Raw genomic sequence first — 26,433 nt, 5'->3', positions numbered from 1 at the left:
TTTACCGAAATAAACAATAGCAAAAGGGGCTGTCCGACTTTTTGGACAGCCCCTTATAGAATATATTTCTTATATTATAAATAACCGCGAATAATTCCTCGTTGAGAGTTACGTACAAATAGCACGATTTCGTCTCTTTCTTTAGTTGCGGGTAATTCTGCTTCGATACGTTCTATTGCATCCGAGTTATTTAAGCCGGATAGATAGAGGTATCGGTATATTTCTTGAATATCACGTATGGTTTCATTGGTGAAATTACGTCGGCGCAAACCGATAGAGTTGATGCCGGCATAAGAAATAGGATTACGGGCAGCTTTGACGTAAGGGGGAATATCTTTATTAATGAGTGACCCTCCTTGTATCATAACGTGAGCACCTACATGGCAGAACTGGTGTACGAGAGTACCGCCTCCGATAACAGCAAAATCATCGATTCGTACTTCTCCGGCTACTTGTGTCGCATTTGACATGATAATGTTATCTCCGATAACACAATCGTGTGCGATATGACAATAAGCCATAATGAGGCAGTTGCTTCCGATCACGGTTTTACCCTTTGACGCAGTACCTCTGTTGATTGTAACACATTCGCGTATAGTGGTATTGTCTCCGATTTCGGCGGTAGTTTCTTCCCCTTTGAATTTTAGGTCTTGAGGGATTCCTGAAATAACCGCACCGGAACAAATATTGCAGTTTTTCCCGATACGAGCTCCTTCAAGAATTGTTACATTGGAACCAATGCGCGTCCCTTCACCGATAACTACGTTTTTATCGATAGTAACAAACGGTTCGATAACCACGTTAGGAGCTATCTTGGCTTCCGGATGTACATAAGCTAATGGTTGTTTCATAAAAGTGGGTATTATTTATTTTTTATAATCTGAGCCATAAATTCAGCTTCGGTTGTGATTTTGTTGCCTACAAAAGCATAGCCTTTCATATAGGCACATCCTCTGCGTAATTCTGTCATGAATGAAATATGGAATATAACCGTATCCCCCGGAACTACTTTTTGACGGAACTTTACGTTGTCTATTTTTAAAAAATAGGTCGAATATTTTTCCGGTTCTTCGACTGTGTTCAATACCAATAATCCTCCTGTTTGTGCCATAGCTTCAATCAACAAGACGCCGGGAGTGACCGGTTCTTGAGGAAAATGGCCTTGAAAGAACGGTTCGTTCGATGTAAAGTTTTTTACCCCGACAATATGATTTTTCCCTATTTCGATAATTTTATCTACCAATAACATCGGATACCGATGAGGAAGCAATTGCTTGATACGATTCACATCCATAATAGGCTCTTTATTCGGATCGTATGACGGGGCTTGTATTTCTTGCCGTTTCATTTCCTTGCGAATAGAGCGTGCCAGTTGGTTGTTGATTTTGTGTCCGGGACGGGTAGCTATGATGCGACCTTTGATCGGTTTCCCGATCAGAGCTATATCGCCGAGTATATCTAAAAGCTTATGGCGTGCAGGTTCGTTATCGAACACTAAAGGTTTATTATTGATGTATCCGAGTTCATCTACATGTTTGTGGGGGACATTCATCAAATCGGCCAGACGATCGAGTTCTTCTTGTGATGTTTTTTGATCATATATGACAATTGCATTGTCGAGATCGCCGCCTTTTATAAGATTATGTTTTACCAAAGGTTCTATTTCTCGGACAAATACGAATGTACGGCTTGCCGAGATCTCGTCTTTGAAAAGTTCCAGATCTTCCAGACAAGCATATTGGTTATTGAGAACAGGCGAATCGAAATTTATCAGTACGTTTACGCTAAAATGATCGTCCGGTAATACTAATATCGATGATCCGGTATTTTCATCTTTAACCTCGATTTTATCTTTGATGATGTAATAATCCCTTTCTGCTTCTTGCTCGGCGATACCGGCCTTTTCGATTGCGTCGGTATAATATTTGGCACTACCGTCGAGTATCGGAAATTCAGGAGCGTTTACTTGTATCAGGCAGTTATCTATTCCTGCTCCGTATAGGGCAGCCATGGCATGTTCTATGGTACTTACGACAACTTCGTTTTTTCCCACTACAGTACCTCGTTGAGTTTCACTTACCTGATCTGCGACAGCTTCGATAACCGGTTGTTCGGGAAGGTCTATACGTTGAATTTTATACCCGTGATTTTCAGGTGCGGGAAGGAATGTGATTGTGATGTCCATTCCCGTATGCAATCCTTTTCCTGTTAAGGAGAAGCTGTTTTGTAAAGTCTGTTGTTTCATAAATATTCTCTAAATAATGCACTCTAAATAAGAAAAGGCCTTACTTTTCGAGTTGTTTCTTTAAATTTTCAATTTCTTTCTGCAACTGCTTAACGGTTTGGTTTAATTCCGGTAACTTTTTTATCATCACGGTAGAACGGGCAAATTCTCTTGCCGGTACTGCCGGATAACCCAATATGCTTGCATCGGAACTTACGTGGTTAGGAATTCCCGATTGGGCACCTATATTCACCCGGTCACCGATAGTGATGTGTCCTGCAAAACCAACTTGCCCGCCAACCATGCAATGACTGCCTATTTTCGTTGATCCTGCAACACCCACTTGGGCTGCCATGACCGTATTTTCTCCGATCTCTACATTATGGGCGACTTGAATCAAATTGTCCAGTTTAGCTCCTTTTCTTACAATAGTCGATCCCATTGTGGCGCGGTCGATCGTTGTGTTTGCTCCGATCTCTACTTGATCTTCGATGATTACATTTCCGATCTGTGCGATTTTTACGTATGTACCGTTATGAGGAGCAAAGCCGAAACCATCAGCTCCGATTACCGCACCTGCATGAATAATACAATTTTTCCCGATCACACAGTCATGGTAAATCTTTACACCTGGGTACAAAATCGTATTATCTCCGATCGTTACGTTATCACCGATGTAAACTTGAGGATAAATCTTGACATTTTCTCCTACTTTTACATTTTCGCTTACGTAAGCGAACGCACCTATATATACAGACTGAGAAATTGTTGCAGACGCTGCAATGCATGTATCTTTATCGATACCTTTTTTTTCGGGACGAGCTTGATTTACTAAGTTAAGTAGTTGTGCCAGACAAGAATACGCATCGTCAACTTTAATTAGTGTCGCCTTTATTTTTTGTTCGGGCTCGAAATCTCGATTTACTAAAACGATACTGGCTTGGGTTGTATAGATGTGATGCGTATATTTGGGATTGGCCAAAAAAGTCAGTGTTCCGGGCTTTCCTTCTTCAATTTTAGACAAGTTGTTTACTTTAACTTGATTGTCTCCGATAATTTCGCCGTGAAGAAAATCGGCGATTTGCTGTGCGGAAAATTCCATTCGTATTAAGTTAATTCTAATGGTTACAAAATTATTTCATTTTGCAAATTACGTATTTTTTTTTCAAATATGACGGATATTTATCTGTTTTTATTCAAGTATGGAAACTTCTGTATTATAAAAAGTTTTGTGTGCTCTTTGTCTGTTTGACCGATTATAGTTTGCAGCAAGTATCAGATAGAAACGGGCTCTTAGGAGCTGTCTGAATTTTGCTCGGATCGGATTTGAAAATTTCTTTCGAGGATATTTTATTGTTTTTATGAGGAAGGTTGCGGGCTGTCTGACGAGTGAAAGCGGGAAAACAAACCGGAAGAAAGTGCAAAGATGACTTGATCGTATTTTCTTATCGAAAAATTCAGGCAACCTCTTAATGTACCTGTCGATTTCAGAGAAAAATAAAAATGACAAATTTAATTCAGAAATATCCCACATTAAAAATAATTACTTATTTTTGCATCTTGTAAATTTTTAATTGTATTGGGCGATTTTGCGTAATACCTTGAAAATCTGATGACTTAATTATATAACCTGTTAACTTCTTTAATTATTATGAAGCTGTTACAAGCAAAATTAGCGAGATATGATGCACCGCAAAAAGCGAAGGCTTTAGGTGTTTATCCGTATTTTCGCGAAATAGAAAGTGATCAAGATACCGAAGTTATTATCAACGGCAAAAAAGTGCTGATGTTCGGGTCGAACAGTTATTTGGGATTGACTAATCATCCGAAAATTAAAGAAGCAGCGATTGCTGCAATAAAAAAATATGGTACTGGTTGTGCCGGATCGAGATTCCTGAACGGAACACTTGATATTCATGTAGAATTAGAAAAACGCTTGGCTCGTTTTGTCGGAAAAGAAGAGGCGATTATATATTCGACAGGTTTTCAGGTGAATTTGGGGGTAATATCTTGTCTTACCGGACGAGAAGATTATATTATCTGGGACGAGCTCGATCATGCTTCGATTATCGAAGGACGTCGTCTTTCGTTTTCTACTCAGTTGAAGTTTAAGCATAATGACATGACCTCTTTGGAGAAGGTTCTGAAATCTTGTCCTGAAGACAAAGTGAAATTGATTGTTGTGGACGGTGTATTCAGTATGGAAGGGGATGTTGCCAATTTGCCTGAAATCGTTGCTTTGGCAAAAAAATACAATGCTGCGGTCTATGTAGATGAAGCTCACGGTATCGGAGTTTTCGGGAAACAGGGTCGGGGAACTTGCGATCATTTCGGTGTAGCTCAAGATGTCGATTTGATTATGGGAACGTTCTCTAAATCGTTTGCTTCTTTAGGCGGTTTTGTCGCTACCGACTCTATTACGGCAAATTATTTGCGTCATAATTCTCGATCTTATATATTTAGCGCCAGCATTACACCGGCTTCTACAGCAGCAGTATCGGCAGCTTTGGATATTATGGAGAGTGAACCCGAACGTATAGAGCATCTTTGGGAAATGACCCATTATGCTTTAGACGGTTTTCGTAATATGGGATGTGAGATAGGTAATACTTCTACTCCGATCATTCCATTATTTATTCGAGATAATAATAAAACGTTCCGCATTACTCGTGAACTTTTCGATGAAGGGGTATTTGTAAATCCGGTAGTGTCTCCTGCCGTACCTTCCGATAGTACATTGATCCGTTTCTCTTTGATGGCTACACATACGAAAGAACAGTTGGATTTTGCTCTTGATAAAATCCAAAAGTGCTTTAAACGATATGACTTATTGAAATAGCTTAAAGAAATTGGCTTTTTTAATTCATAGTTTTCCCTCTATTCGATTGTAATATGAAGAATAGAGGGAATTTTTGTATTGAACCTATCATGATATTGACCTGCAAGGATTTCGGTACTCATCCGGTGTATATCCTGATAATTTTTTAAATAATTTGCAGAAATATTGTTGAGAAGGGTAACCTAATTCTCGTGCGATACACGAGATTGTTTTGTTTGTGTTGCAAAGGCGTTCTTTTGCCAGATGCATACGTCTTAATTGAATGTATTCGGCTATGCTCATTCCTGTTTCGTGATTAAACAGGTCTTCGAAATATGCGGAAGACAGGTCTAAATTATTTGAACAATACTCGGAAGAAGGCAGACCTTCTTCCGATATTTTGTTCATAAAGAAATATTCATCGATCATCCGTTTAGTTTTTTGTATTATACATCTGTTTACCTCTGATCTTGTAATAAATTGTCGGGTATAAAAACGTCTGCAATAATTCAGAAATAACTCGATTTTTCCTGAGATCAGGATATTAGTGTATTTGTCTATACCCCAATTCAGTTCATCAGAAATATCTTCGAGACGAGCCGTGAGAATTTTCTTTTCTCGTAATGAGATGTGTAAAGATTCGTCTTGTCGATAATTGAAAAAAGAGTAATCGTCAAAATGTTTTTTTATGGCAGAGGCGTTGACCAGATCTGCATGGAAAGACAAAAATATGCTTTTTTTATAAAAACTCAAGTCTTCTGATATTAAACGAGACAGGGAATATTCCGGAGATAAGAATATTACGCTTGCATCTTGGTAATCGCAACACAATCTTCCGAAATCAGGGCATGAAGATCTGCCTTTTAGTATAATACGGTAAAATCCGGTTTTTATAAAAGTATTCGATATATCGGATAAACAGCCGATGTTTATCAACGGATGTATTGTTTTGCTGTGTAACGATTTGTCACATTGCGCTATCATGTCTGCTTGATAAATTTTCGTTGTTTTTAAACCTGAAGCCTTCTGTATTCATTCGGGGTGTACCCCACATTTTTTTTGAATATGCGATTAAAATGTTGTGAATATTGGAATCCCAGTTCATAAGATATCTGACTGATCGTTTTTTCTGTCCCGACAATCATCTCTTTGGCAAGATCTATGATTTTATTTTGTATATATTCTTGTGCTGTTTTTCCGGTCTCTCTTTTTATTAAGTCTCCGAAATAGTTGGGAGAAAGACATACTTTATCTGCAAAATATTTAACGGAAGGCAAGCCGTCCACTTTAGGTTTATTATCTGTAAAATATTCTTCAAGTAAATTTTCGAATTTTGTAAGAATATCTTTATTGACAGTTGATCTTGTGATAAATTGCCGGGCATAGAAACGCATGCAATAATCCAATAATAGTTCGATGTTTTTCGATATTAAGCATTTACTGTAATTATCTATCGGATGACTAAGTTCTATATTTATTTTTTTCAAGCAGTCGAGAAAAATTTCTTTTTCTTCTTCTGACAGATGTAAAGCCTCATTCGAAGCATAGGAAAAGAAAGAGTATTGTTTTATATTCTTGCCTAATGATGTCCCTTTTATCAAATCCGGATGAAATAAAATACCATGAGCACCTAATTTTATCCCGTCTGTAATTTCTGTTTCGACGATTTGTCCGGGAGCAAAACTGGTGACAGTCCCTTCTTTATAATCATAAATCTGCCTTCCATAGCGAATATCTCCGCATTTGGTTTCTTTCAGAAATAATGCATATAGTCCGTAATTCAGTGTGAAATGAGTCGGAAATTTTGTGGCTTTCGATAAATCTATTACACCTACTAACGGATGTAGTGTCTCAAGACCGAATAATTCGTTATATTGATCTACTGTATCCAACTTTATGATTTCTTCCATAGTGCTTAATTTTATTCCGTTACAAATGTAATCAATATAAACATGAATGTTGTTCCTCTTTATTCGGAATCAGTAATAATGTTACAACTATCCGTAATATTTGCACAAATGTCTTTTGAATGTAATAAGATTTATCGAGTAAGAAACGTCTTAGGGCCTATCTCAATTTTACTTGGGTCAGTTTTAAGATTTTCTTTCGAGGATGTTTTGTTGTTTTTACGAGGAAAATAGCGAACTGTCTGACGAGAGAAAACGGGAAAAAAGACCGGAAGAAAATACAAAAATGACCTGATAATATTTTTTTGTCGGAAAATTCTGACAGGCTCTTAAATTAATACAAATACCGGTCAATTCTTCCATTGACAATGAATAAATTTGATCTTATCTTTTTTTACGAAAGTCTGCCGGTGAAATACCAGCCTTTCTTTTGAAAAATTTTCCAAAGGAAGATTGGTCTGAAAAATTTAGTACCGAACTGATTTCTTGTATAGAAAGCTTTGAATGAGTCAATAACGTACGAGATTCGCTATATAGCATTTCAAATATAAAGTCAGATACGCTTTGACCGGTAACTCGTTTTACAATGAGGGTTAGATAATGGGCTGATAAATTTAGCTGTGAAGCGTAAAAGTCTACTTTATGCTCTTCCCGATAATTGGCAGCTAACAGTTCTATAAAAGATTTGATTATACTTTCGTATCGGGTCGGGTTACCTTCTCCCCGAGATGCCGGAGAATTATGTTCTATGATGTTGCTCAAATCAAGATAAAAGGCGAATAGATTATTAAGAATTACCTCTTTATAATAAAAATGTCCGGTATTGTCGATTGCCTCGTTAATTGCATTGATCCTTTTTAGAGCAATGTTTTTGTTATTCTCGTTTAAGAACATTATCGGAGTGTTATATAGTCGGACTCCGTATTTGATTCTTTGATAAATCATATCTGTTGAGTCCATCTCATTTATGAAGTCTCTGCTGACGAATAAACATATACATTTAAAATCTTTGCTGCATTCATAAAAATGAAATAAGTGGGCAGACGATAATATTAACAAAGTATTATTGCTGATCGGATAAGATTTATAATTGATGTATATATCTGCTTTTCCTGATAAAACCAATATAGATATGATAGCATCGAAATATACTGCTGAGGAGAATTGGTTGTAGACATCGGCATGATCAATTGTGATGCAGTTTATTTTTTTTCTCATGTCGTTCGATTCTCCTCTTGTTACAGACAATTCTCGAATATTTTTAATATGTATTTTTTCTTTCATCGTGTATTGATTTTCCTTTATACAAAAGTAGCAGAATTATTTTATATGTTCAAATTAAACCAATTTTATGCATTTTCGGATTTTCAGTAGGAGAGTTTTTGGACGAACTTTGCAATCGTTTTTCAGAATTTATTTAATGTTCTGTCTGCGATAGAAAAATATTCTGTTTCAATCCTATTTTTATGAACTTTAAATGAGTTCAGGATTTGGAGGATAATAATAAACGAATGGTATGGTAGATTTTAGAAAAGTTCTTTTTTTATTTCTTTTTTCAAATTGCATTTTATTTCTTACAGCTCAGAATATCCGAAAAATGAGTATCGATGAGATGTTTGAGATAGCAGATTTGTGTAGTCGTAGTGTGCGGACCTATCGTATTGCTGAAGAGGAAGCGGAACAAGCTGTCAGAATTGCGGAAAATGCCAAGCTTCCTGCAATAGAGCTTTCTGTTTCTGCGAGTTTTTTAGGAGATGCATGGTTGTCGGACAGAGACTTCTCTAACGGACAGAATGCTTCGATGCCTCATTTCGGGAATAATTTGGCATTGGAGGCTTCTCAAATTATTTATGCAGGGGGAGCGATATCTAATAAAATTGCAGTTTCGAAATTACAATATCAGTTGGCACAATTGGATAAGGAGAAAAATAGACAGGATATACGTTTTTTGCTTGTCGGGAATTATCTGGAGATGTATAAATTGAAAAATCAGGCAGAAGTCTATCGAAAAAATATAGAACAGACGCGCAAATTGTTGTCGGATATCACCGCAAAACAAGTACAGGGTCTTGCATTGAAAAACGATATTACAAGATATGAATTGCAGTTGAAATCATTGGAACTGGCTTTGACGCAAATTCAAAATGGAATCTTAATTGCCAATGACCAACTGGTTACAGTACTCGGTTTGCCACAAGAAACAATTATAGATGTCGATACATGCTTGTTGGATAAGTTACCGGAATTATCGGGCGAGTTGTATTGGCAAGAATCAGCGTTGACTGCCTCACCTGATTTGCAACAGATGAAGCTGAATATCAAACAGTTTCATTATAATGAGAAAATTATAAAGTCAGAACGGTTGCCATCATTGGCTTTAATTGCCGGAGATCATTTTGACGGACCTATTACGATAGAAGTGCCGCCGATAAATAAAAATCTTAATTATTGGTATGTAGGAATAGGTTTAAAGTATGATATAGGCTCGATATATAAATCCGGTAAAAAAGTCAGGCAAGCCCGACTTTCTATGCAGAAAGCAGTTGAGAAAGATTTATTGCTTCAGGAAAATATACATATGAATGTTAAGGAAGCCTATATCCGTTTTAGAGAAGCATTTACAGTTTATGATACTCAAGAAAAAAGTCTTGAATTGGCAGAGCAGAATTATAAAGTGGTAAATAACCGTTATTTGAATGATTTGGCATTGATAACCGACATGCTTGATGCAAGTAATTCTAAATTGAGCGCAGAATTACAGGTCGTGAATGCCCGCATCAATATTCTTTTTAATTATTACAAATTGAAAAAGGCATCGGGAAATTTATAATAATATATTAAATAGTATAAAAATGAGACATAAAACTAAGAAATTGATTTATAATATAGTCGTCGGATTGTTGATTATCATAGGTATCGTGTGGGTTAGTACTCGTTTCATACATCTTGGAAATGTGGAATATACCGATAATGCTCAGGTTAAGCAGTTGATAGTACCTGTTAATTCACGAGTCCAGGGATTTATAAAAAAAATCTGTTTTGAGGAATATCAACCCGTTTGTAAAGGAGATACGCTTGTTATTATTGAAGATGCCGAGTTTCGTTTCCGATTGGCTCAGGCTGAAGCTGATTATCAAAGTGCCCTGTCTGGAAAGACCGTGATGACTTCGACAATAAATACTACATCCAATAACATAGAGGTGTCGGATGCGGGAGTTCAAGAAGCGAAAGTCCTTTTGGATAACTCAGAAAGGGAGTATAACCGATATAAGAATTTATTGGGACAAGATGCTGTTACCCGGCAGCAATATGACGCAGTAAAAACAAATTATGAAGCTTTAAAAGCCCGCTATGAGCTTTTGCTCAGACAGAAAAAAAGTGCAGCACTCGTAAAACAGGAACAGACTAAGCGTCTGGATCAGACTGATGCGGGAATTAAATTAGCTCAAGCTGCATTGGAAATAGCCCGTTTAAATCTATCATATACGGTAATTGTAGCTCCTTGTAACGGGACTACGGGACGAAAGGAAATACAGGAAGGACAACTGGTACAACCCGGACAAACAATGGTCGATATTGTTGATGAGAAAGAAAAATGGGTAGTTGCCAATTATAAAGAAACACAGACTACTCATATTTGTAACGGTCAGTTGGTAGATATAGAAGTGGATGCTGTACCTGAAATTAAGTTTAAAGGTGTTGTAAAGTCGATATCTCGGGCTACTGGGGCGAGTTTTTCCCTTATTCCGCAAGATAATTCTGCCGGAAATTTTGTAAAAGTCGAGCAACGTATTCCGGTACGTATAGAGTTTTCGAATGATAACAGACCGGAAGATATGAGTCGCTTACGTGCAGGTATGAATGTTGAATGTGTCGTAAATTATTGATTCATGCACGAGGTAGATCCTTTTTCTATACCGGCTATGCGCAATTTTGTTCCGAATAGGTTGAGGCCTTGGATTGTTATTGCCATAGTCATTATTTTTCAGTTTTCAGGAGGAATTTATCTTTCAGCCGTTAGTGAAATGGTTGGTTCTATGTCATTGATGCAAGAAGATATAATGATGGCTGGATATGCTTCTATGGTAGGAATGTCATTGACATTTGCTATTATGTTCAGACTTAAATTCCGTTTTGCATCGAAAACATCCTTAATGACCTGTTGTATTGCCATTATCGTGTGTAATCTTATATGCATGTATACGCAGAGTATTCTCGTACTTGTCGTGACTTGTTTTTTTGCAGGTATTTTCCGAATGTGGGGAACATTCGAGTGCAATTCGACTGTTCAATTATGGATAACTCCGAAAAGAGACCTTTCTGTTTTCTTTTGCTATATCTATTTATTGGTACAAGCGTGCATTCAATTATCGGGATTGATTACAGTTTATACAGTATTTTGGGCTAAATGGGAATACATGCATTGGTTGATTATCGGGTTGCTTGGTATGGTAATGCTGACTGTTTGGGTATTATTCCGGAACTATCGCTCTATGCGTAAATTACCTCTTTGGGGAATAGATTGGCTTGGCGGATTGATGTGGGGATTAACTTTGCTTTGTATTATTTTTATATGTGTATATGGAGAGCATTATGAATGGTTCCATTCTGTATATATACGAATGGCTTCCGTTATAGGAACTTTAATTTTGCTATTGAATATATGGAGGGCGTCTTTTATCCGTCATCCCTATATTTCGTTGCAAACGTTGCGGTATAAAATCGTATATATGACGTTCTTTCTATATATTGTAATCAATATATTGTTAGCTCCGTCTCATTTGTTCGAACATATATATGCGGAGTCTGTACTGAAGTTTGATTCTTTAAATGTAATTTCTTTTAATTGGGTAGTACTTTGTGGCATTATAGCCGGAAGTATTTTTACTTATTGTACTTTTGCCCGTTTAAAATGGCGTTATAAAACAATGACTGTTATTGCTTTTTCATTAATAACAGCTTATTTGATGATGTTCTATTTTACGATAGATTACAGATTGCCGAAAGAAGCGTTGTATCTACCGATATTCTTTCGAAGCGTCGCTTATGTGATAGTCGCTATTTGTTTTCTTACTTCCCTCTCCAAAGTTCCGTTTCAATATTTTTTTCAGGCCGTATCGGTACAGGCTTTTGTCAGTGCAGCGGTTGGCGGTGCTGTAGGGAGTGCTGTTTTGGGAAGGATGCTGAGTATCATAATGAAAAAAAATGGAATGTTGTTAGGCTCGACTTTAGATCATGTGAATGTTCTTGCAAATCAAATTCCGAAAAAAGAACTTTACGGTGTATTGCAGCAACAAGCCTTGATTGTATCGATGAAAGAAATATTCGGTTGGCTTACTTTATTGAGTTTATTATGCCTTTTATTATTTATGATCAAAGAAAGTTCTATTCGTCCTCGATATGTATTGCATCCGAAGTATAGAACTATTCGTCGTTTTATAAAGCATGAGTTGAGGATGTCGGGAAAAATCAGAAATATAAAGAAAGAACAACCGCAGTCGATATAAAAGATTATTAATAAAAAATGCAGCTTGGGTTTACCCAAGCTGCAAAATATACCCAAATAAAGACAGTTTAAAGGTATGAAGTATAGCTAAATGCGGAAAAGCTTATCGACTTTGTCTTTTCTGGGTAATTTTTTATACTGTTAATCGAATAAAATAGTTGAAATATCGTAATAGCTAACGTAAAAATGATCGTGAGTGATTTCAGCCTATTTATTCGCAGCCTCCACCCAAAGCATTGTACAAGTTAATAATAGATTGACAACGTGTGAATTGGTCTGAAGTTACATTTAACCGGGCATTTAACAGCGACTGCCGTGCTGTGAGAACTTCCAGATAAGTGGCATTACCCGTACGGTATAATGCCTCGGATGTTTGTACGGTCCGTTCCAGTTCTTTACATTGTTTTCGATGGCTTTCAAGGCTTCTCTGTGCCGATTCTGTGGCATACAGGGCATCGTTTACTTCTTGTCCGGCATTCAATAAGGTTTGTTTGTAGTCGAGCAGGGCGATTTGTTCCTCGTCTTTGGAGACCCGTAGGTTGGATATCAGTTTTCCTCTGTTGAAGATAGGCTGAGTCAGAGAACCGATGGCAGACAAGATCCAGCCTCCGGGATTGGTCACTGCTTGCCCCAGAGAATTAGTCCATCCGGCACTTCCGGTCAGTGTCAGATTGGGATAGAAGGCTGAACGGGCCTGATTGGTCGTGTAGTAGGCGCTTGCCAGTGCCATTTCTGCCTGTACCACGTCTGGACGTCTGGAGAGCAACTGTAAAGGAATACCGACATTAATCTTTTCCGGTAAGACCTGTTCTGCCAACGAACTGCGGGGTATGCTCCGGGAAGTCATTCCCAACAAAGTACAAAGCGTATTTTCCGTTTCCCGCTGCTGACGAAGCAGGTCGTTATGTGTAGCTTCCAGTTCGTATAGACTGGCGCGGGCCTGTGTTACGGCATTTTCCGTCTCTTCGCCCACTCTGAGCATTGACTCCATTGTCCGTATCTGTTCTTTCCATATTTCTAATGTGGCTTGGCTGATGAATATTTGTTCGTCCAGCATCAGTAGGGAATAATAATCGTTAGCAATTGTCGCTATCAGTTCTGAACGGATAGCTTGTTGATAAGCCTGTTGCCCGAGTAAAGAAACTTGTACACCTTTCTTGGCATTGCGTAAATTACCGAAAAGATCTATTTCCCAACTTGCTTGTATGGGCAGTTCGTAAGTTTTTACAGCTTTGTTTCCATCAGTACGAGTTAACGTTCCTTGTGGAGATAAAGTGAGTGATGGAAGAAATGATAGGCGAGCGGCTTTCAATTGTGCTTTAGCCTGATCCACACGCAACAATGCTGTCTGCAAGTCGGTATTATTTTTTAACCCATAACGGATTAGGTTTTGTAACAGAGTATCGCGAAACATCTCTTGCCAAGGTAGGTCTCCCAGTGTCATAGAGTCCTCTGTATGAATGTTTTCTGTCTCTCTGTATAAGCTGTCCATCGGCAATCTTTCCGGTCGTTGATAATTGCGATAGATGTGGCAACTGCTCAACAATGCCGTAAATATTATCATATATATTGTCTTTTTCATAACTTTCTATCTTTTTTGCGTTTACCCATTACTCGTTCTTCAATATGCTGGAATACGATAAAGAATGCAGGTGTTATAAATAATAAGGCGATTGTCCCGATAATCAGACCGCCTACAGTGCCTACACCTAATGACTGGTTACCGTTAGCTCCTACACCGGAAGCGAACATTAGCGGAAGCATACCGAAAATCATAGTCAGTGCCGTCATCAGAATAGGGCGAAAACGGACGGAAGCGGCACTCATGGCAGCCTGTGAGAGAGACATGCCCGCTTGCCGGCGTTCAGTTGCGTATTCGGTCATTAAGATGGCTGTTTTAGAAAGCAATCCTATCAGCATAATGAGTCCTGTCTGTAAATAGATATTGTTTTCGATTCCCCATATACGGGCGAACAAGAAACTACCCATCAGCCCGAAAGGAACGGAAAGAATTACCGCCATCGGAATGAATACGCTTTCGTAAAGAGCGCAAAGTATCAGATAAATGAACAGGATACATACGCCGTAGATAATAACGGTATCATGGGAATTTGCCATTTGTTCTTCTTCCCGTGTCATGCCGGAGTATTCATAGCCGTAACCGGTAGGGAGTGTCTGTGCAGCCACTTCGGTCACCGCATTGATGACGTCACCCGAACTGTATCCGTCCGCAGGCATTCCCTGTACATTGATAGAGGAAAACATGTTGAAGCGAGTCAGAGACTCTGCACCGTAAGTTTTACTCAATTTCACAAATTGGCTGACTGGTGACATTCCGTTGTTTGTCTTCACAAAGATATTATCCAGAGCTTGCATGTTCTTCCGGCTATCTGAAGGTGCTTGGATAATGACACGGTAGAGCTTCGTGAAACGGTTGAAGTTAGAAGCATAGATACTTCCGAAGTAGCCGGATAGTACATCAAGAACTTCTTCAGTAGTAGTTCCCGCCCGCTGACACTGAGCCTCATCTACATCGATACGGTATTGCGGGAAGTTGGTGCTGAACGATGTGTAGGCCATCTGTATCTCTGGGCGTTTGTTCAATTCTATAAGAAAGTCGTCGGTTACTTGGCTCAGAGCTTCGATTCCCTTTCCGCTACGGTCTTGTATATAAAGCTCGAAGCTGTTTCCTGTACCGTAACCTGAAATCATAGGAGGAGAGAAGACGAAGATATTGGCATTTTTGATATTTGCCGTACGTCGGTAAATCTCTTCGGAAATGGCATCCACACTGTTTTCCTTTCCCTGACGTTCATCCCAATGTTTCAGTTTGATAATAAACATTCCGTGAGAAGAACCGCTCCCTGACCCCATACCGAATCCTGCAACCTTGTTGAAATTATCAATCTGCGGAATTTTTTTCAGTTCCTTTTCGACTTTGTCCATGATGCTTGCTGTCTCTGCCAGTGTGCTTCCCGCAGGTGCATCCAGACTGACGAATATCGAACCGGTATCTTCCGAGGGGACAAGGCCGGTTTTGGTGGTACTCATCAGATAGCAGAGCAGTATGATTGCCAGTCCCAAAGAAGACCAGGCCAGCCATTTACGTTTGATAAGGAACTTGGTTACTGTTTTGTACTTTAAAACGATGCGCTTGAAGGCTGAGTCGAAAGCCATACGAAACCGAGTGGAGAATTCCGGTCTCTTTCCTTCCACCAGAATCTCATTCGGACGTAGTATCAGGGCACAGAGTGCCGGAGAAAGCGTCAATGCATTAATCGCTGAGATGCCTACGGCAACAGCCATGGTAATACCGAACTGCGTGTAAAAGATTCCGGACGTACCTCCCATAAAAGATACGGGTACGAATACGGCCATAAAGACCAGAGTGGAGGTAACGATGGCCGAAGAAATGCCGTTGGTCGCATCGACAGATGCCTTATAGGGAGAGCGGTAGCCTTCATCGAAACGGGTCTGTACCGCTTCGACCACGATGATTGCATCGTCCACAATAGTGCCGATAGCAAGTACCAGAGCGAAAAGAGTCAGTAAATTGATACTGAATCCTGCAATATAGAGAGCTGCAAATGTACCGATCAGAGATACAAAGATGCTGATAGTTGGAATTAGCGTGGAACGTGGGTTTTGGAGAAATACATATACAACCAGCACTACCAGTATAATGGCTTCGAGCAAAGTCTTAATTACCTCGTCGATAGAAGCGTCGAGAAAGTTCTTGGTGCTCATCAGCTCTACAATTTCCATATCTTCCGGAAGACTCTCTTCTAATTCATCCAGGTATGCATCTATGTTCGTAATGATTTCGTTAGCATTTGTTCCGGCTGTTTGGTTAATCATACAGGTACTTCCCGGTGCACCGTTGACCGTACCGGTATAGGAGTAACTTTGTGCTCCCAGTTCTACCGTAGCAATGTCTTTCAGTTTCAATACACGGCCGTCATCGTACGCTTTGATGACAATCTCCTCAAACTCCTGTTCTGTCTCCAGACGTCCACGATATTTCAACGTATATTGATATACGTTTTTAGAATCTTCACCGATAGAGCCGGTAGACGCTTCTATATTTTGGCTGGAAAGTGCGGCCTCCACATCACTGGGTTCTAATTCGTATTGTGCCATTACATCAGGTTTTAGCCAGATACGCATTGCATAATCTCCTCCCATGACATTAACCTCGCCTACACCCGAAATACGTTGTATTTGTGGTTTTACATTGATGGTCAGATAGTTGGTTAAGAATGTCTCATCATACGTTCCTTTCGGACTGTAAAGACCGAAAATTTTCAGCATACTGCTCTGGCGTTTCATGGTCGTAACCCCGACTTTAGTTACCTCAGCCGGTAATAAAGAGGTTGCAGTAGAAACTTTGTTCTGTACATTAACGGCTGCCATATCCGGATCGCTACCTTGTTTGAAATAAACAGTGATTTCGGCACTGCCGGTATTACTGGCGGTGGATGTCATATAAGTCATATTTTCCACCCCGTTAATGGCTTCTTCCAACGGTACGATCACGCTTTTTTGTACGGCTTCCGCATTGGCTCCGCTATAAGTGGTTGACACACGTATGGTGGGAGGGGCAATATCCGGATATTGTTCTACGGATAATGCATATAACCCGATTAATCCGGCTACCAGAATAACGATCGAAATCACTATCGAAAGAATCGGCCGGTCTATAAATTTTTGCAGTTTCATAGCTTATTCCTCCTTTCCTTCTTTGGCAGATACGGATGAGGAAGTGATGACTGTCCCGTCCTTTAATAGTCCAGCACCTTCGGAAACGATTACATCACCTTCTTGTAACCCTTCCTCTACAATATATTCTGTTCCGTCATTAATTTCAAAAACCTTTATGGGAGTGGAAACCGCTTTTCCGTCTACTACTTTATAGGCAAAGATGCGGTTTTGAATCTCGTAGGTAGCGCCTTGTGGAATAACGATACACTGTGAACGGTCGTATGGAATGATGATATTGGCTTGTCCGCCACTCATCAGTCGTTTGTCTTTATTATCGAATACGGCTCTCATGCCTACTGTCCCGCTCGTTTTGTCTATGATTCCACTGATGACATCGACTTTTCCTTTCTGTTCATAGACAGAACCATCGTTGAGTTCCAATGATACTTCAGGGAAGGATTGCAGTGCTTTGTCCAAAGAACCATATTGAGCGGTCAGGGAAAGTACCTGCTTCTCTGTCAGGGAGAAATAGACATACATCTCGGAATTGTCTGAAACGTTGATAAGAGCATCTGCCATAGATGAGCTGACCAGTGCGCCAATTCGGTAGGAAGTCATGCCTGCATACCCATCTACAGGACTTTTTACTTTTGTATAGGAAAGGTTGTTTTCTGCTTCTGTCAATTCGGCCTGTGCTTGTTGTAAAGTAGCTTTAGCACTTTTATATTCATTCTGCGCTGTTCGCAATTCGAAATCAGATATTACTTTATCTTTATATAAAGATTGTTTACCTTCTAATGTTTGTTTTGCCGTTGCCTCATTAGCTTCGGCCGTTGCTATAGCTGCTTTTGCTTTCTGTAAGGCTGCTTTATATGGTACTTGGTCTATGATAAACAGTATTTGTCCTTTACGGACATGCGCTCCTTCTTCGACACACACTTGTGTAATTGTTCCGGAAACTTGTGGTCGTACTTCTACATCTTGTTTTCCCTTTATTACTGCGGAGTATTTGACAGAGAGCTGCCTGTCTTCAGGTTTCAATGTCATAAGAGGATAATTTCCCCCATTATCCTGTTGTTTTATATCCTGTCGGCAACCTGACAGTGTATACATGCAACATAAATACAATACAAAAATACTTCTTACCTTCATTTTCTTTTTAGTTAAATTTGTTATTTTACATCACAAAAATAGGAGGGTTACTTTCTGCCTTATTTGTGCAAATAGCGCAAGGATTTGTTTATATTGCTCTGTATTAAAAATTATTAGCAAATGGGGTGTCTTTTTGACGCATGAAATTGTTTAATCGGGACATTTTCCCATATTTTTGTGTCGATTTGTAAACAAAGGAGATTAAAAATGACTCAAAAAGAATTATCTCGGTTATTTCCTTCTGCTTTTTATAAAGACGGAATGCTTTTGTTAGTACCGCCTGACAGTTTTCGTAAGTTAGAAGGAAATGTCATCGAAAAGAGCCGTTTGCACATATTGGTGTGTGAAGGCAGTATGAATATGGAATTGAACGGAAAGTCATGCGAAATGAAAGGTCCTTCTCTCCTTGATGTCTTGGATACAGTCTCAGTATTAATAAGCAGAACCAGTTCTGACTTGAAAGCATGGTGTCTGTTTATTACATTCGAGTTTGCCAGCGAGTCTTTGAAAAATCTTCGTCCCGGTCCTCTGAATCATTTGTTAGAACGCTTATATCTTCCCGTATGGAATCTTTCGAAGGAAGAAAGCCGGATTCTTGAGGGACAATTACTTTTGTTGAGGGATACTCTCTGTAATCCGAAACATTATTATCAGCGAGAGCTTTCACAAACTTATTTTAGAAGTTTTAGTCTTGAATTGGGAAATATTATGTTTACCCATGATGAAAATGGGGATGATGCTGTGCCTTATATCAGTAAAAGGGATTTTATTATATTGAATTTTATGAAGCTTGTCTCGAAGCATTTCATGGAAGAACATAATATTGATTTTTATGCCGAAGCTTTGTGTATATCGACTAAACATCTTACTCGTATTGTCAAGAGTATGATAGGCAAGACTCCGCATGCGGTTATTTGTGATGAGCTGATCAATCAAGCTATGATTATGCTTGAAGATGACAATATTTTGGTCTCTCAGATTGCAGAAGAACTTCATTTCTCAGATCAGGCGGCGTTTTGTAAATTTTTCAAGAAGCATAAAAAAATTCCTCCGATGGCATATAGACGGAAAAAACGATGATATGTTTTTTCTTTTTCGAGTCTATACGTTAATTATAAATAGAAATCTGGAATGTGTTGCAAAACATAGGAATTTTTATGTAAGTATTTTATCTTTGATTAGGATTTAAGGATAGTAACGTGCGAGAGCGGGAAAATAGACCGGAAAGAGAATTAAAAAATCCGGATATAATTTTATCGGAGAATTTAGACATGTCCTTGATAAAGAACTAATCGTATTCGTTTTTGTTTTTATGAATAATAATTTGTTTATAAAATAAAAAGTTATGGGATTGATTATTTATATTATCGGTATAGTCGCAACGGTTTATGCGATTATGGATGTTTTTAAAAAGAATATATCTACAGCTTGTAAATTAGGAGTGACGATAATTCTGTTGCTTACGAGTTGGATCGGATTATTGTTTTATCTTTTTTATGGAAAAGATCATATCGAAGAATGGTGTAAGTAGTAAGATTAAAATAGAGGTAAAGAGTTTATTCCTCTTTGCCTTTATTTCATGAATACGAAATAAACGGCCAATATCAGGCATATAAAAGCTGCGAAATGATTCCAGTGTAAGGCTTCTCCTTTAAAAAGAACGGTGGTAAATACTGTGAAGACAATAAGGGTAATAACCTCTTGAATTACTTTTAATTGCATTAAGCTGAAAGGTCCTCCGTTACCGTTAAATCCGATGCGGTTTGCCGGTATTTGAAATGAATATTCAGCGAGAGCAATTCCCCATGAAAATAAAATTACAGCGTATAAAGGCCAGTTCGAAATGATCTTCATTTCTTGAAGTTTCAGATGACCGTACCATGCAAAAGTCATAAAAATGTTTGATACGGTTAATAATAGAATAGTGTAAAGTCCTTGCATATTAATTGTTTTTATGTTGTATTGTTTTATGAGTCTGTCTTAATTTTGCTTGGGTCGGGCTCTATAAATCCCGGTAAATATTCGGGTTGTATATGGGTCATGCTGTTCCATATATGGTTACGCACTTGAGGACTTATTTTTTCTAAACTTTTTAATACCTCTTTCATCTCAGCACGATTTGATGATTTTTCATAAGGACAGACCTTTTCCTGCTTGATGTATCCCGATAGTTGAGATAACCGGAGGAGGTCTTTTTCTTCTATCAGACAAAGCGGACGGATAAGAGTCATTTTAAATTTACTCATCGATAAGCGAGGAGGCATAGTTCCGAAAGAACCTTGAAATGCCATATTCATGAGCAGCGTCTGTATTATGTCGTCTTGATGATGACCCAGCGCTATTTTATTACATTGTTGTTCTTTGGCTATGGAAAACATAGCTTTGCGCCGATACCATGAACAGAGGAAACAGGGCGATTTTCTTTTGTCGTTTTCAGGATCGAACTCTGTTATATATTCGAGGAATGGAATACCCGACTGTTCACAATGTTCTTTCAAATAGGATGTGTCGCTTTTATATGAAATATTTTTCATACGTATATGAACAGCTATTGCTGTAAATCGGGGAGAAAATATCTTCATTCGTTTTCCTAATAACTCGATCAGAGCAAGAGAATCTTTTCCTCCAGACAATCCGATAAGAATGCGGTCTCCGTTTTCTATTAACCGGTACGATTCTATCGCTTTTTTTATTTTTCGATCGAGGTGATATAATAATAGATCCTTTTCGCTTTTTTCAGTCATACCCCTTTCTGTTTTTCAAGCTGACAAAAGTAGTATATTTTAAATGATCGGAGAATCGGATTTAGGAAAATATTTTTATCTTTACCCTCATAATTTTATAATTAGGACATACATAGAGGTGATTGTTACACAATCGTATAAAATTTCCGGAGAACGGTATCTGAAACTTTTGTTTCGCCAATATTGGAAAAGAAACTGGGGGTGGTTTCTTTTGCCGGTATTTATCTTATCGGCACTGGCTTTTCATACTTCAGATGTAGTGTATGTAGTTGTTATATTAGTATTCGGTGCATTTCCTTTTTTGTTGTTAAATGCCTATTTTAAGATTGCTACCCGTCCTCATAATCGTTTTCTGCTGTTAGAGAAACAATTGGATATGGATAATGAGCAGATGATTTTTCATTTTGAAGATGATAAAACAGAAATAGTGAGGTGGTCTGATATGATTAATGCAGAACCGTTCTCATCATACTATCTGCTTTATCTCGATAAGAATCGTTTTTTCTATATTCCTAAGAATATATTTTACAATGATGGAGACCGTATTTGGTTCGAACAAGAGGTTTTGTATAAAATAATGTATCGGAATAGGCAAAACATTTCTTAAAAAAGAATATCTTTGTGTATCATCATATTGGATGTAATAAAAAACAGGAAAAATGAGATTGAACATATTGAAACCTTTTATTATTTCTATTGTTGCCTTGAGTTGGAGCATATCGCTTTGCGGACAGGGTTTAGAACGGGCAAAAGAATTATATAAGGCCGGTAAATTTGCAGAGGCTAAACCTATTTTTGAGGAAAATATTCGAAAGAATCCTTTTAATTCGAGTTTGAACCAATGGTATGGTGTTTGTCTTTTTGAAACCGGAGATTATAAAGCAGCTGAGAAGTATCTTAAATATGCGGCATCCCGTAATATTTTGGAATCATTCCGTTATTTAGGGAACTTATATTACTTGGATTATCGTTTTGAAGATGCTTTTAGTCAATATAATAAGTATTTGGAGCAATTGAAGAAAAAAAAGATGAATACGGCGGAGGCGGAGAAATTGATTAAAAATGCTGAGCGAGCTGCCCAAATGCTTCGTCGTGTTGAAGAAGTTCAGATAATCGATAGTCTTATTGTAGATAAAGCATCATTCTTTAAACATTATAAACTTTCTTCCGAGTCGGGAACACTGCATGATTACAATACGTTTTTCAATCTTTCGTCAAAAAATAACAGTACTGTGTATCAGAATCAGCGGGGTGATAAGATTCTTTATGGAGCGAAAACAGCAAAGAACGGGTATGATATTATGACTCGTAGTAAGCTGATTGATGATAGCTGGGGTGAAGAGATCGCATTACCTGCACCGGTTAATTCTTCGGCAAATGAAAATTATCCTTATTTGTTATCGGACGGGACAACTCTTTATTTTGCATCTTCCGGTGAAGAATCATTGGGTGGGTATGATATATTTGTCACACGCTTAAATTTGAATACCGGAAATTATTTAGTCCCTGAAAATATGGGAATGCCTTTCAATTCGATTTATAATGACTATATGTTAGCTATCGATGAATTGAATAATGTAGGATGGTTTGTCAGTGACCGTTTTCAGGCGGAGGATAAACTGATAGTTTATTTATTTATCCCGAATACGGAGAAAAAGATTTATAAAGGAGGGGATGAGTCTCGTGCGCGTTCTTTGGCGCGGATCGGTGCGATTAAGGATTCATGGATAAAAGGTGTCGATTATAAACCTATACTTGAAAAAATTGCCCGTATAGGTAATCCGGATGAAGGTAATGCGCAAAAAGGAGACTTTTTGTTTCAGATTAATAATAGAATTACCTATGTTACATTAAAGGATTTTGATAGCAATGAAGCCCGTAATTTATTTATTAAGGCGCAAGATATTCGGAAATCGATTCGAGAGACAGAAGATAAGTTGCAGCAGTTAAGGAGCGAATATCGGATCGCTCAGAATAAGAAACCTTTTGAGTCGCAGATTGCCCGATTAGAACAAACTTTGCTTAAACTTTATGGACAACCTGAAGAGTTGGAGGCGAAAAGTCGGGCTGAAGAAATTTCATACCTTATTAAATTGCAGAACCAAAAGAAAAAATAGTAAAAGCCGATTATGGGAATGGATATTTTTATTATTGCCTTATTGATCTTTATCGGGTTGGTGATGGTTATTCTGGAAGTCTTTTTTTTACCGGGAATAACGATTGCCGGAATCAGTGCCGTTCTTTTTTTTGTAGGAGCTGTTTTTTATGCATTCATGCAGTTAGGTGAGTTTGCCGGTTATATTACGATTGCCGTTTCGGTTATAGTAACCATAATAGGAATAATTGCATTTATCCGCTCTCGCAGTCTTGACCGAATGGCTCTGAAAACTACGATAGACTCTGTCGCTCCTACATTGATATCGGATCAAATAAAAGTGGGAGATGAGGGAATTACTTTGTCTCGTCTTAATCCGATGGGGTCTGTCTTGATAAATAATATTACTGTAGAGGCCCGTACACGAGAAGATTTTATCGATGAAGATACTCCGGTTATCGTTGAAAAGGTAGATCGGACTACGGTGATTGTACAGAAAAAAGAGAATGAAAAACAAGTATAAATTAAAAATGTAGATCTTATGATGGAAATCAGCTTTTTGCTACTGATCGCAGTTGTTGTATTGGTGGTAGTTTTCTTTTATTTTGTTCCGTTTCTATTGTGGATATCGGCGATAGTATCCGGAGTCAATATTTCTCTTTTACAGCTCTTCCTGATGCGTATTCGTAAAGTTCCGCCGCAAATTATCGTACGGGCGATGATCGAGGCGCATAAAGCCGGATTGAATGCGATAACCCGGGATGAATTAGAGGCTCATTATCTTGCCGGCGGTCATGTAGAACGCGTTGTTCATGCTTTGGTATCGGCGTCTAAAGCGAATATCGATTTGGGATTCCAGATGGCGACGGCTATCGATCTTGCAGGTCGTGACGTATTTGAGGCGGTACAGATGTCGGTAAATCCGAAAGTGATAGATACTCCTCCGGTCGTTGCAGTTGCCAAAGATGGAATTCAGTTGATCGCCAAAGCCCGGGTAACGGTGCGTGCGAATATTCGTCAGTTGGTTGGTGGAGCCGGTGAAGATACTATTTTGGCGCGTGTCGGAGAGGGGATTGTCTCTTCTATCGGTTCATCGGAATCCCATAAGACCGTATTGGAAAATCCGGATTCTATATCTAAATTAGTTTTGAAAAAAGGATTGGATTCGGGAACTGCATTTGAAATACTTTCTATTGATATAGCCGATATCGATATAGGTAAAAATATCGGTGCCGGTTTGCAGATTGATCAGGCTCAGGCAGATAAGAATATCGCTCAGGCAAAAGCAGAAGAGAGACGAGCAATGGCTATAGCTCTCGAACAGGAGATGAAGGCAAAAGCTCAGGAAGCACGTGCTAAGGTGATAGAAGCCGAAGCCGAAGTTCCGAAAGCTATGGCGGAAGCGTTCCGGTCGGGCAATCTCGGCATAATGGATTACTATAAAATGAAAAATATAGAGGCGGATACGACGATGCGGGAAGCTATAGCAAAACCTTCAGCCGGCCCTTCTAAATAAGAGAATATTTGAAAAGAGACTCGAAAAAGTCCGGATATATAATTTTTTAGACAGGCTTTAAAGGAAACTCTCGGTATAATTACCGGGAGTTTTTTATGTTTAGCTATGCAGTATATTTTGGCATGAGGGTTTCGATGTGTAGAATTTATCTACAAATGTGTGGAGCGGTATCGATATTGTGTCTTTCCTCATTATATAATTATTTTTCTGATAATCATTTATTTATTCTTTTTCTCTTTATAAGGTATCATTCTTGTAGTATAATTGGTAAACAGTTTACAGATATTGAATTGCATTGGATTTTTAGAGTAAAATAAATAAGTGCAAGTAAAGAGTTCGTATCTATTTTATACTTATTTTTGTAATGTAATGAGGATAAAACGATCAAATTGTTACGATTATGTATATGGAACAAATTTTTCGGACTCTGCAGGAATTGGAGGAACTGTTAAAACTAATTGATAAAAGTTCTCCGGAAGTTCCTGATATCTTGTATAAACTGGCGGTAGAAAAGGCAGAGGCCGTTACCGAAAAAGTAAAAGGTTTACCGAGTGTGAATTCTGGTATTCCTGAAGATAAGATGATTTCCGGTAATGATAGTGAGGATGTTATTGTTGATACATGTGCTTACGGCGGAGAAAAGTGCATGGATACAAAAGAACCGGAGACATCGGCGACTCGATCTGATGGGAAGAATTTTCAAGAAGAAAAGATTGAACTTGTGCAAGATTCTTTAATGGAGGAACAAAATTCGTTGGATTTTGTTGTTACAGGTGGGATGGAAGAGTCTTGCCCCGAGTCTGAAAATCTGAGTGCGGTTGAAAATGTGAGAGAGCTGAAAGATATTCGTAAGTTGATGAGTCTGAATGATAAATTCCGTTTTAAGCGTGAGTTATTTGTCAACAGCGATGAGGTGATGAATAATACTCTTGAGGCGTTGAATGAAATTTCTTCTTTTGAGGAATCGGTCGCTTTTCTTCAGGATCAGTTTGGCTGGGATATAGAAAATAACGAGCCGGCTGTAGAGTTTTTTAATATTTTGGAGAAACGTTTTACTAATTGATATTATGGCAAAGCTCTATGTAGTTCCTACACCGGTGGGAAATCTCGAAGACATGACGATGAGAGCGATTAGGATATTGAAAGAAGCGGATTGTGTTTTGGCTGAAGATACTCGTACAAGTGGTATTTTGATGAAACATTTTGATATAAAAACCCGTATGCAGTCGCATCATAAATTCAACGAGCATAAAACGGTAGAAGGACTTGTTTCCCGATTACAAGGGGGTGAAAATATTGCGCTTATATCGGATGCCGGTACTCCTGCAATTTCTGATCCGGGTTTTCTGCTGGTCAGGGAATGTAGAAAGGCTGGGATCGATGTTGAGTGTTTACCGGGTGCGACAGCGTTTGTTCCGGCTTTGGTCACCTCAGGATTACCGAATGACCGGTTCTGTTTTGAAGGCTTTTTGCCTCAAAAAAAAGGTCGTTCTACACGCTTGTCCGAATTGGCAAAAGAAACACGTACGATGATTTTTTATGAATCTCCTTTTCGACTGTTGAAGACATTGATTCAGTTTGCCGAAGTTTTCGGTGCAGATAGAGACGCTTCGGTAAGCCGGGAAATATCAAAGGTTCATGAAGAAACTATTCGTGGAACATTATCAGAAATTGTTGCTCATTTTACTGAAAGAGAGCCAAAAGGTGAATTTGTAATTGTGGTAGGCGGTCTTCCGAGTAAAGCAAAATATGTAGAAATCTAAAAGGAAA

At 38.5% G+C, this 26,433-nt stretch carries 23 protein-coding genes; 12 read left to right on the top strand and 11 right to left on the bottom strand.

Annotated elements, in window-relative coordinates; all coding sequences use genetic code 11:
* Positions 1–74: 74 nt before the first annotated feature.
* From lpxA to lpxD, 3 genes are read right to left on the bottom strand one after another with little or no spacing between them, the layout of a single operon-like run.
* Positions 75–851, bottom strand: coding sequence for an acyl-ACP--UDP-N-acetylglucosamine O-acyltransferase (gene lpxA / locus Q0093_RS04985; RefSeq protein ID WP_294177660.1), 777 nt, complete (start codon positions 849–851; stop codon positions 75–77).
* Between the two features lie 11 nt (positions 852–862).
* Entirely contained in the window at positions 863–2,245 is a 1,383-nt protein-coding gene (locus Q0093_RS04980) for a bifunctional UDP-3-O-[3-hydroxymyristoyl] N-acetylglucosamine deacetylase/3-hydroxyacyl-ACP dehydratase (protein ID WP_294177659.1), read from the bottom strand.
* A gap of 40 nt (positions 2,246–2,285) precedes the next feature.
* Positions 2,286–3,326, bottom strand: a complete 1,041-nt coding sequence (gene lpxD, locus Q0093_RS04975; protein ID WP_297928700.1) for a UDP-3-O-(3-hydroxymyristoyl)glucosamine N-acyltransferase — start codon at positions 3,324–3,326, stop codon at positions 2,286–2,288.
* A 549-nt stretch (positions 3,327–3,875) separates the two neighbouring features.
* On the opposite strand from lpxD, the gene Q0093_RS04970 reads away from it, so the two are divergent.
* Entirely contained in the window at positions 3,876–5,063 is a 1,188-nt protein-coding gene (locus tag Q0093_RS04970; RefSeq protein WP_294177657.1) for a pyridoxal phosphate-dependent aminotransferase family protein, read from the top strand.
* An 87-nt stretch (positions 5,064–5,150) separates the two neighbouring features.
* Here the strand turns inward: Q0093_RS04970 and Q0093_RS04965 are convergent, their stop codons facing one another.
* From Q0093_RS04965 to Q0093_RS04955, 3 genes are all read right to left on the bottom strand, one after another.
* Entirely contained in the window at positions 5,151–6,026 is an 876-nt protein-coding gene (locus tag Q0093_RS04965; protein WP_297928698.1) for an AraC family transcriptional regulator, read from the bottom strand.
* Between the two features lie 26 nt (positions 6,027–6,052).
* Complete coding sequence (locus tag Q0093_RS04960; RefSeq protein WP_297928696.1) at positions 6,053–6,952, bottom strand: helix-turn-helix domain-containing protein; 900 nt, start codon at positions 6,950–6,952, stop codon at positions 6,053–6,055.
* A gap of 381 nt (positions 6,953–7,333) precedes the next feature.
* Positions 7,334–8,233: an AraC family transcriptional regulator gene (locus tag Q0093_RS04955; protein WP_297928694.1), complete on the bottom strand. Its 900-nt coding sequence runs from the start codon at positions 8,231–8,233 to the stop codon at positions 7,334–7,336.
* Between the two features lie 232 nt (positions 8,234–8,465).
* On the opposite strand from Q0093_RS04955, the gene Q0093_RS04950 reads away from it, so the two are divergent.
* The 3 genes from Q0093_RS04950 to Q0093_RS04940 are packed head-to-tail and all read left to right on the top strand — an operon-like array spanning position 8,466 to position 12,456.
* Positions 8,466–9,779, top strand: coding sequence for a TolC family protein (locus Q0093_RS04950; RefSeq protein ID WP_297928692.1), 1,314 nt, complete (start codon positions 8,466–8,468; stop codon positions 9,777–9,779).
* A gap of 22 nt (positions 9,780–9,801) precedes the next feature.
* Positions 9,802–10,836, top strand: coding sequence for an HlyD family secretion protein (locus Q0093_RS04945; protein WP_297928690.1), 1,035 nt, complete (start codon positions 9,802–9,804; stop codon positions 10,834–10,836).
* A gap of 3 nt (positions 10,837–10,839) precedes the next feature.
* Positions 10,840–12,456 carry a hypothetical protein gene (locus tag Q0093_RS04940; RefSeq protein ID WP_297928688.1) on the top strand — a complete coding sequence of 539 codons (1,617 nt, stop codon included), beginning with the start codon at positions 10,840–10,842 and terminating at the stop codon, positions 12,454–12,456.
* A gap of 210 nt (positions 12,457–12,666) precedes the next feature.
* Here Q0093_RS04940 and Q0093_RS04935 read toward each other — a convergent pair whose 3' ends face one another.
* Genes Q0093_RS04935 through Q0093_RS04925 form a run of 3 tightly spaced genes read right to left on the bottom strand, consistent with a single transcriptional unit; the run spans position 12,667 to position 18,308 of the window.
* On the bottom strand, positions 12,667–14,037 hold the full coding sequence (locus tag Q0093_RS04935) for an efflux transporter outer membrane subunit (protein ID WP_297928686.1): 1,371 nt from the start codon (positions 14,035–14,037) through the stop codon (positions 12,667–12,669).
* Entirely contained in the window at positions 14,034–17,174 is a 3,141-nt protein-coding gene (locus Q0093_RS04930) for an efflux RND transporter permease subunit (protein ID WP_297928684.1), read from the bottom strand. The genes Q0093_RS04935 and Q0093_RS04930 overlap by 4 nt, the downstream gene beginning before the upstream one ends.
* Positions 17,175–17,177: 3 nt before the next feature.
* The gene (locus Q0093_RS04925) at positions 17,178–18,308 is read right to left on the bottom strand and encodes an efflux RND transporter periplasmic adaptor subunit (protein ID WP_297928683.1); all 1,131 of its coding nucleotides are present in this window, start codon (positions 18,306–18,308) and stop codon (positions 17,178–17,180) included.
* 207 nt (positions 18,309–18,515) lie between these two features.
* Between Q0093_RS04925 and Q0093_RS04920 the strand changes: the two genes are divergently transcribed.
* Complete coding sequence (locus Q0093_RS04920) at positions 18,516–19,388, top strand: AraC family transcriptional regulator (protein WP_297928681.1); 873 nt, start codon at positions 18,516–18,518, stop codon at positions 19,386–19,388.
* A gap of 265 nt (positions 19,389–19,653) precedes the next feature.
* Complete coding sequence (locus tag Q0093_RS04915; protein WP_297928679.1) at positions 19,654–19,839, top strand: PLDc N-terminal domain-containing protein; 186 nt, start codon at positions 19,654–19,656, stop codon at positions 19,837–19,839.
* A 41-nt stretch (positions 19,840–19,880) separates the two neighbouring features.
* Here the strand turns inward: Q0093_RS04915 and Q0093_RS04910 are convergent, their stop codons facing one another.
* Both Q0093_RS04910 and Q0093_RS04905 read right to left on the bottom strand, forming a co-directional pair.
* On the bottom strand, positions 19,881–20,249 hold the full coding sequence (locus Q0093_RS04910) for a DMT family protein (protein WP_297303163.1): 369 nt from the start codon (positions 20,247–20,249) through the stop codon (positions 19,881–19,883).
* A 26-nt stretch (positions 20,250–20,275) separates the two neighbouring features.
* Positions 20,276–21,052 carry an ATP-binding protein gene (locus tag Q0093_RS04905; RefSeq protein WP_297928677.1) on the bottom strand — a complete coding sequence of 259 codons (777 nt, stop codon included), beginning with the start codon at positions 21,050–21,052 and terminating at the stop codon, positions 20,276–20,278.
* Between the two features lie 118 nt (positions 21,053–21,170).
* Between Q0093_RS04905 and Q0093_RS04900 the strand changes: the two genes are divergently transcribed.
* The 6 genes from Q0093_RS04900 to rsmI all read left to right on the top strand — a co-directional run bounded on the left by Q0093_RS04900 (position 21,171) and on the right by rsmI (position 26,426).
* On the top strand, positions 21,171–21,659 hold the full coding sequence (locus Q0093_RS04900; protein ID WP_297928675.1) for a YcxB family protein: 489 nt from the start codon (positions 21,171–21,173) through the stop codon (positions 21,657–21,659).
* 52 nt (positions 21,660–21,711) lie between these two features.
* On the top strand, positions 21,712–23,169 hold the full coding sequence (locus Q0093_RS04895) for a tetratricopeptide repeat protein (RefSeq protein WP_297928673.1): 1,458 nt from the start codon (positions 21,712–21,714) through the stop codon (positions 23,167–23,169).
* Positions 23,170–23,187: 18 nt separating this feature from the next.
* Entirely contained in the window at positions 23,188–23,670 is a 483-nt protein-coding gene (locus tag Q0093_RS04890) for an NfeD family protein (protein ID WP_297928671.1), read from the top strand.
* A gap of 21 nt (positions 23,671–23,691) precedes the next feature.
* Positions 23,692–24,663, top strand: a complete 972-nt coding sequence (floA, locus tag Q0093_RS04885; RefSeq protein WP_297303252.1) for a flotillin-like protein FloA — start codon at positions 23,692–23,694, stop codon at positions 24,661–24,663.
* A 406-nt stretch (positions 24,664–25,069) separates the two neighbouring features.
* Positions 25,070–25,726: a hypothetical protein gene (locus tag Q0093_RS04880; RefSeq protein WP_297928670.1), complete on the top strand. Its 657-nt coding sequence runs from the start codon at positions 25,070–25,072 to the stop codon at positions 25,724–25,726.
* 4 nt (positions 25,727–25,730) lie between these two features.
* Positions 25,731–26,426 (top strand): 16S rRNA (cytidine(1402)-2'-O)-methyltransferase, encoded by a 696-nt coding sequence (rsmI, locus tag Q0093_RS04875; RefSeq protein WP_294177640.1) that lies wholly within the window; start codon positions 25,731–25,733, stop codon positions 26,424–26,426.
* Positions 26,427–26,433: the final 7 nt, after the last annotated feature.

The organism is uncultured Coprobacter sp., assembly GCF_947855755.1.
GTDB lineage: Bacteria > Bacteroidota > Bacteroidia > Bacteroidales > Coprobacteraceae > Coprobacter.
The sequence above is the reverse complement of the archived record's forward strand: the minus strand, read 5'-3'. Positions and strand labels throughout refer to the sequence as shown.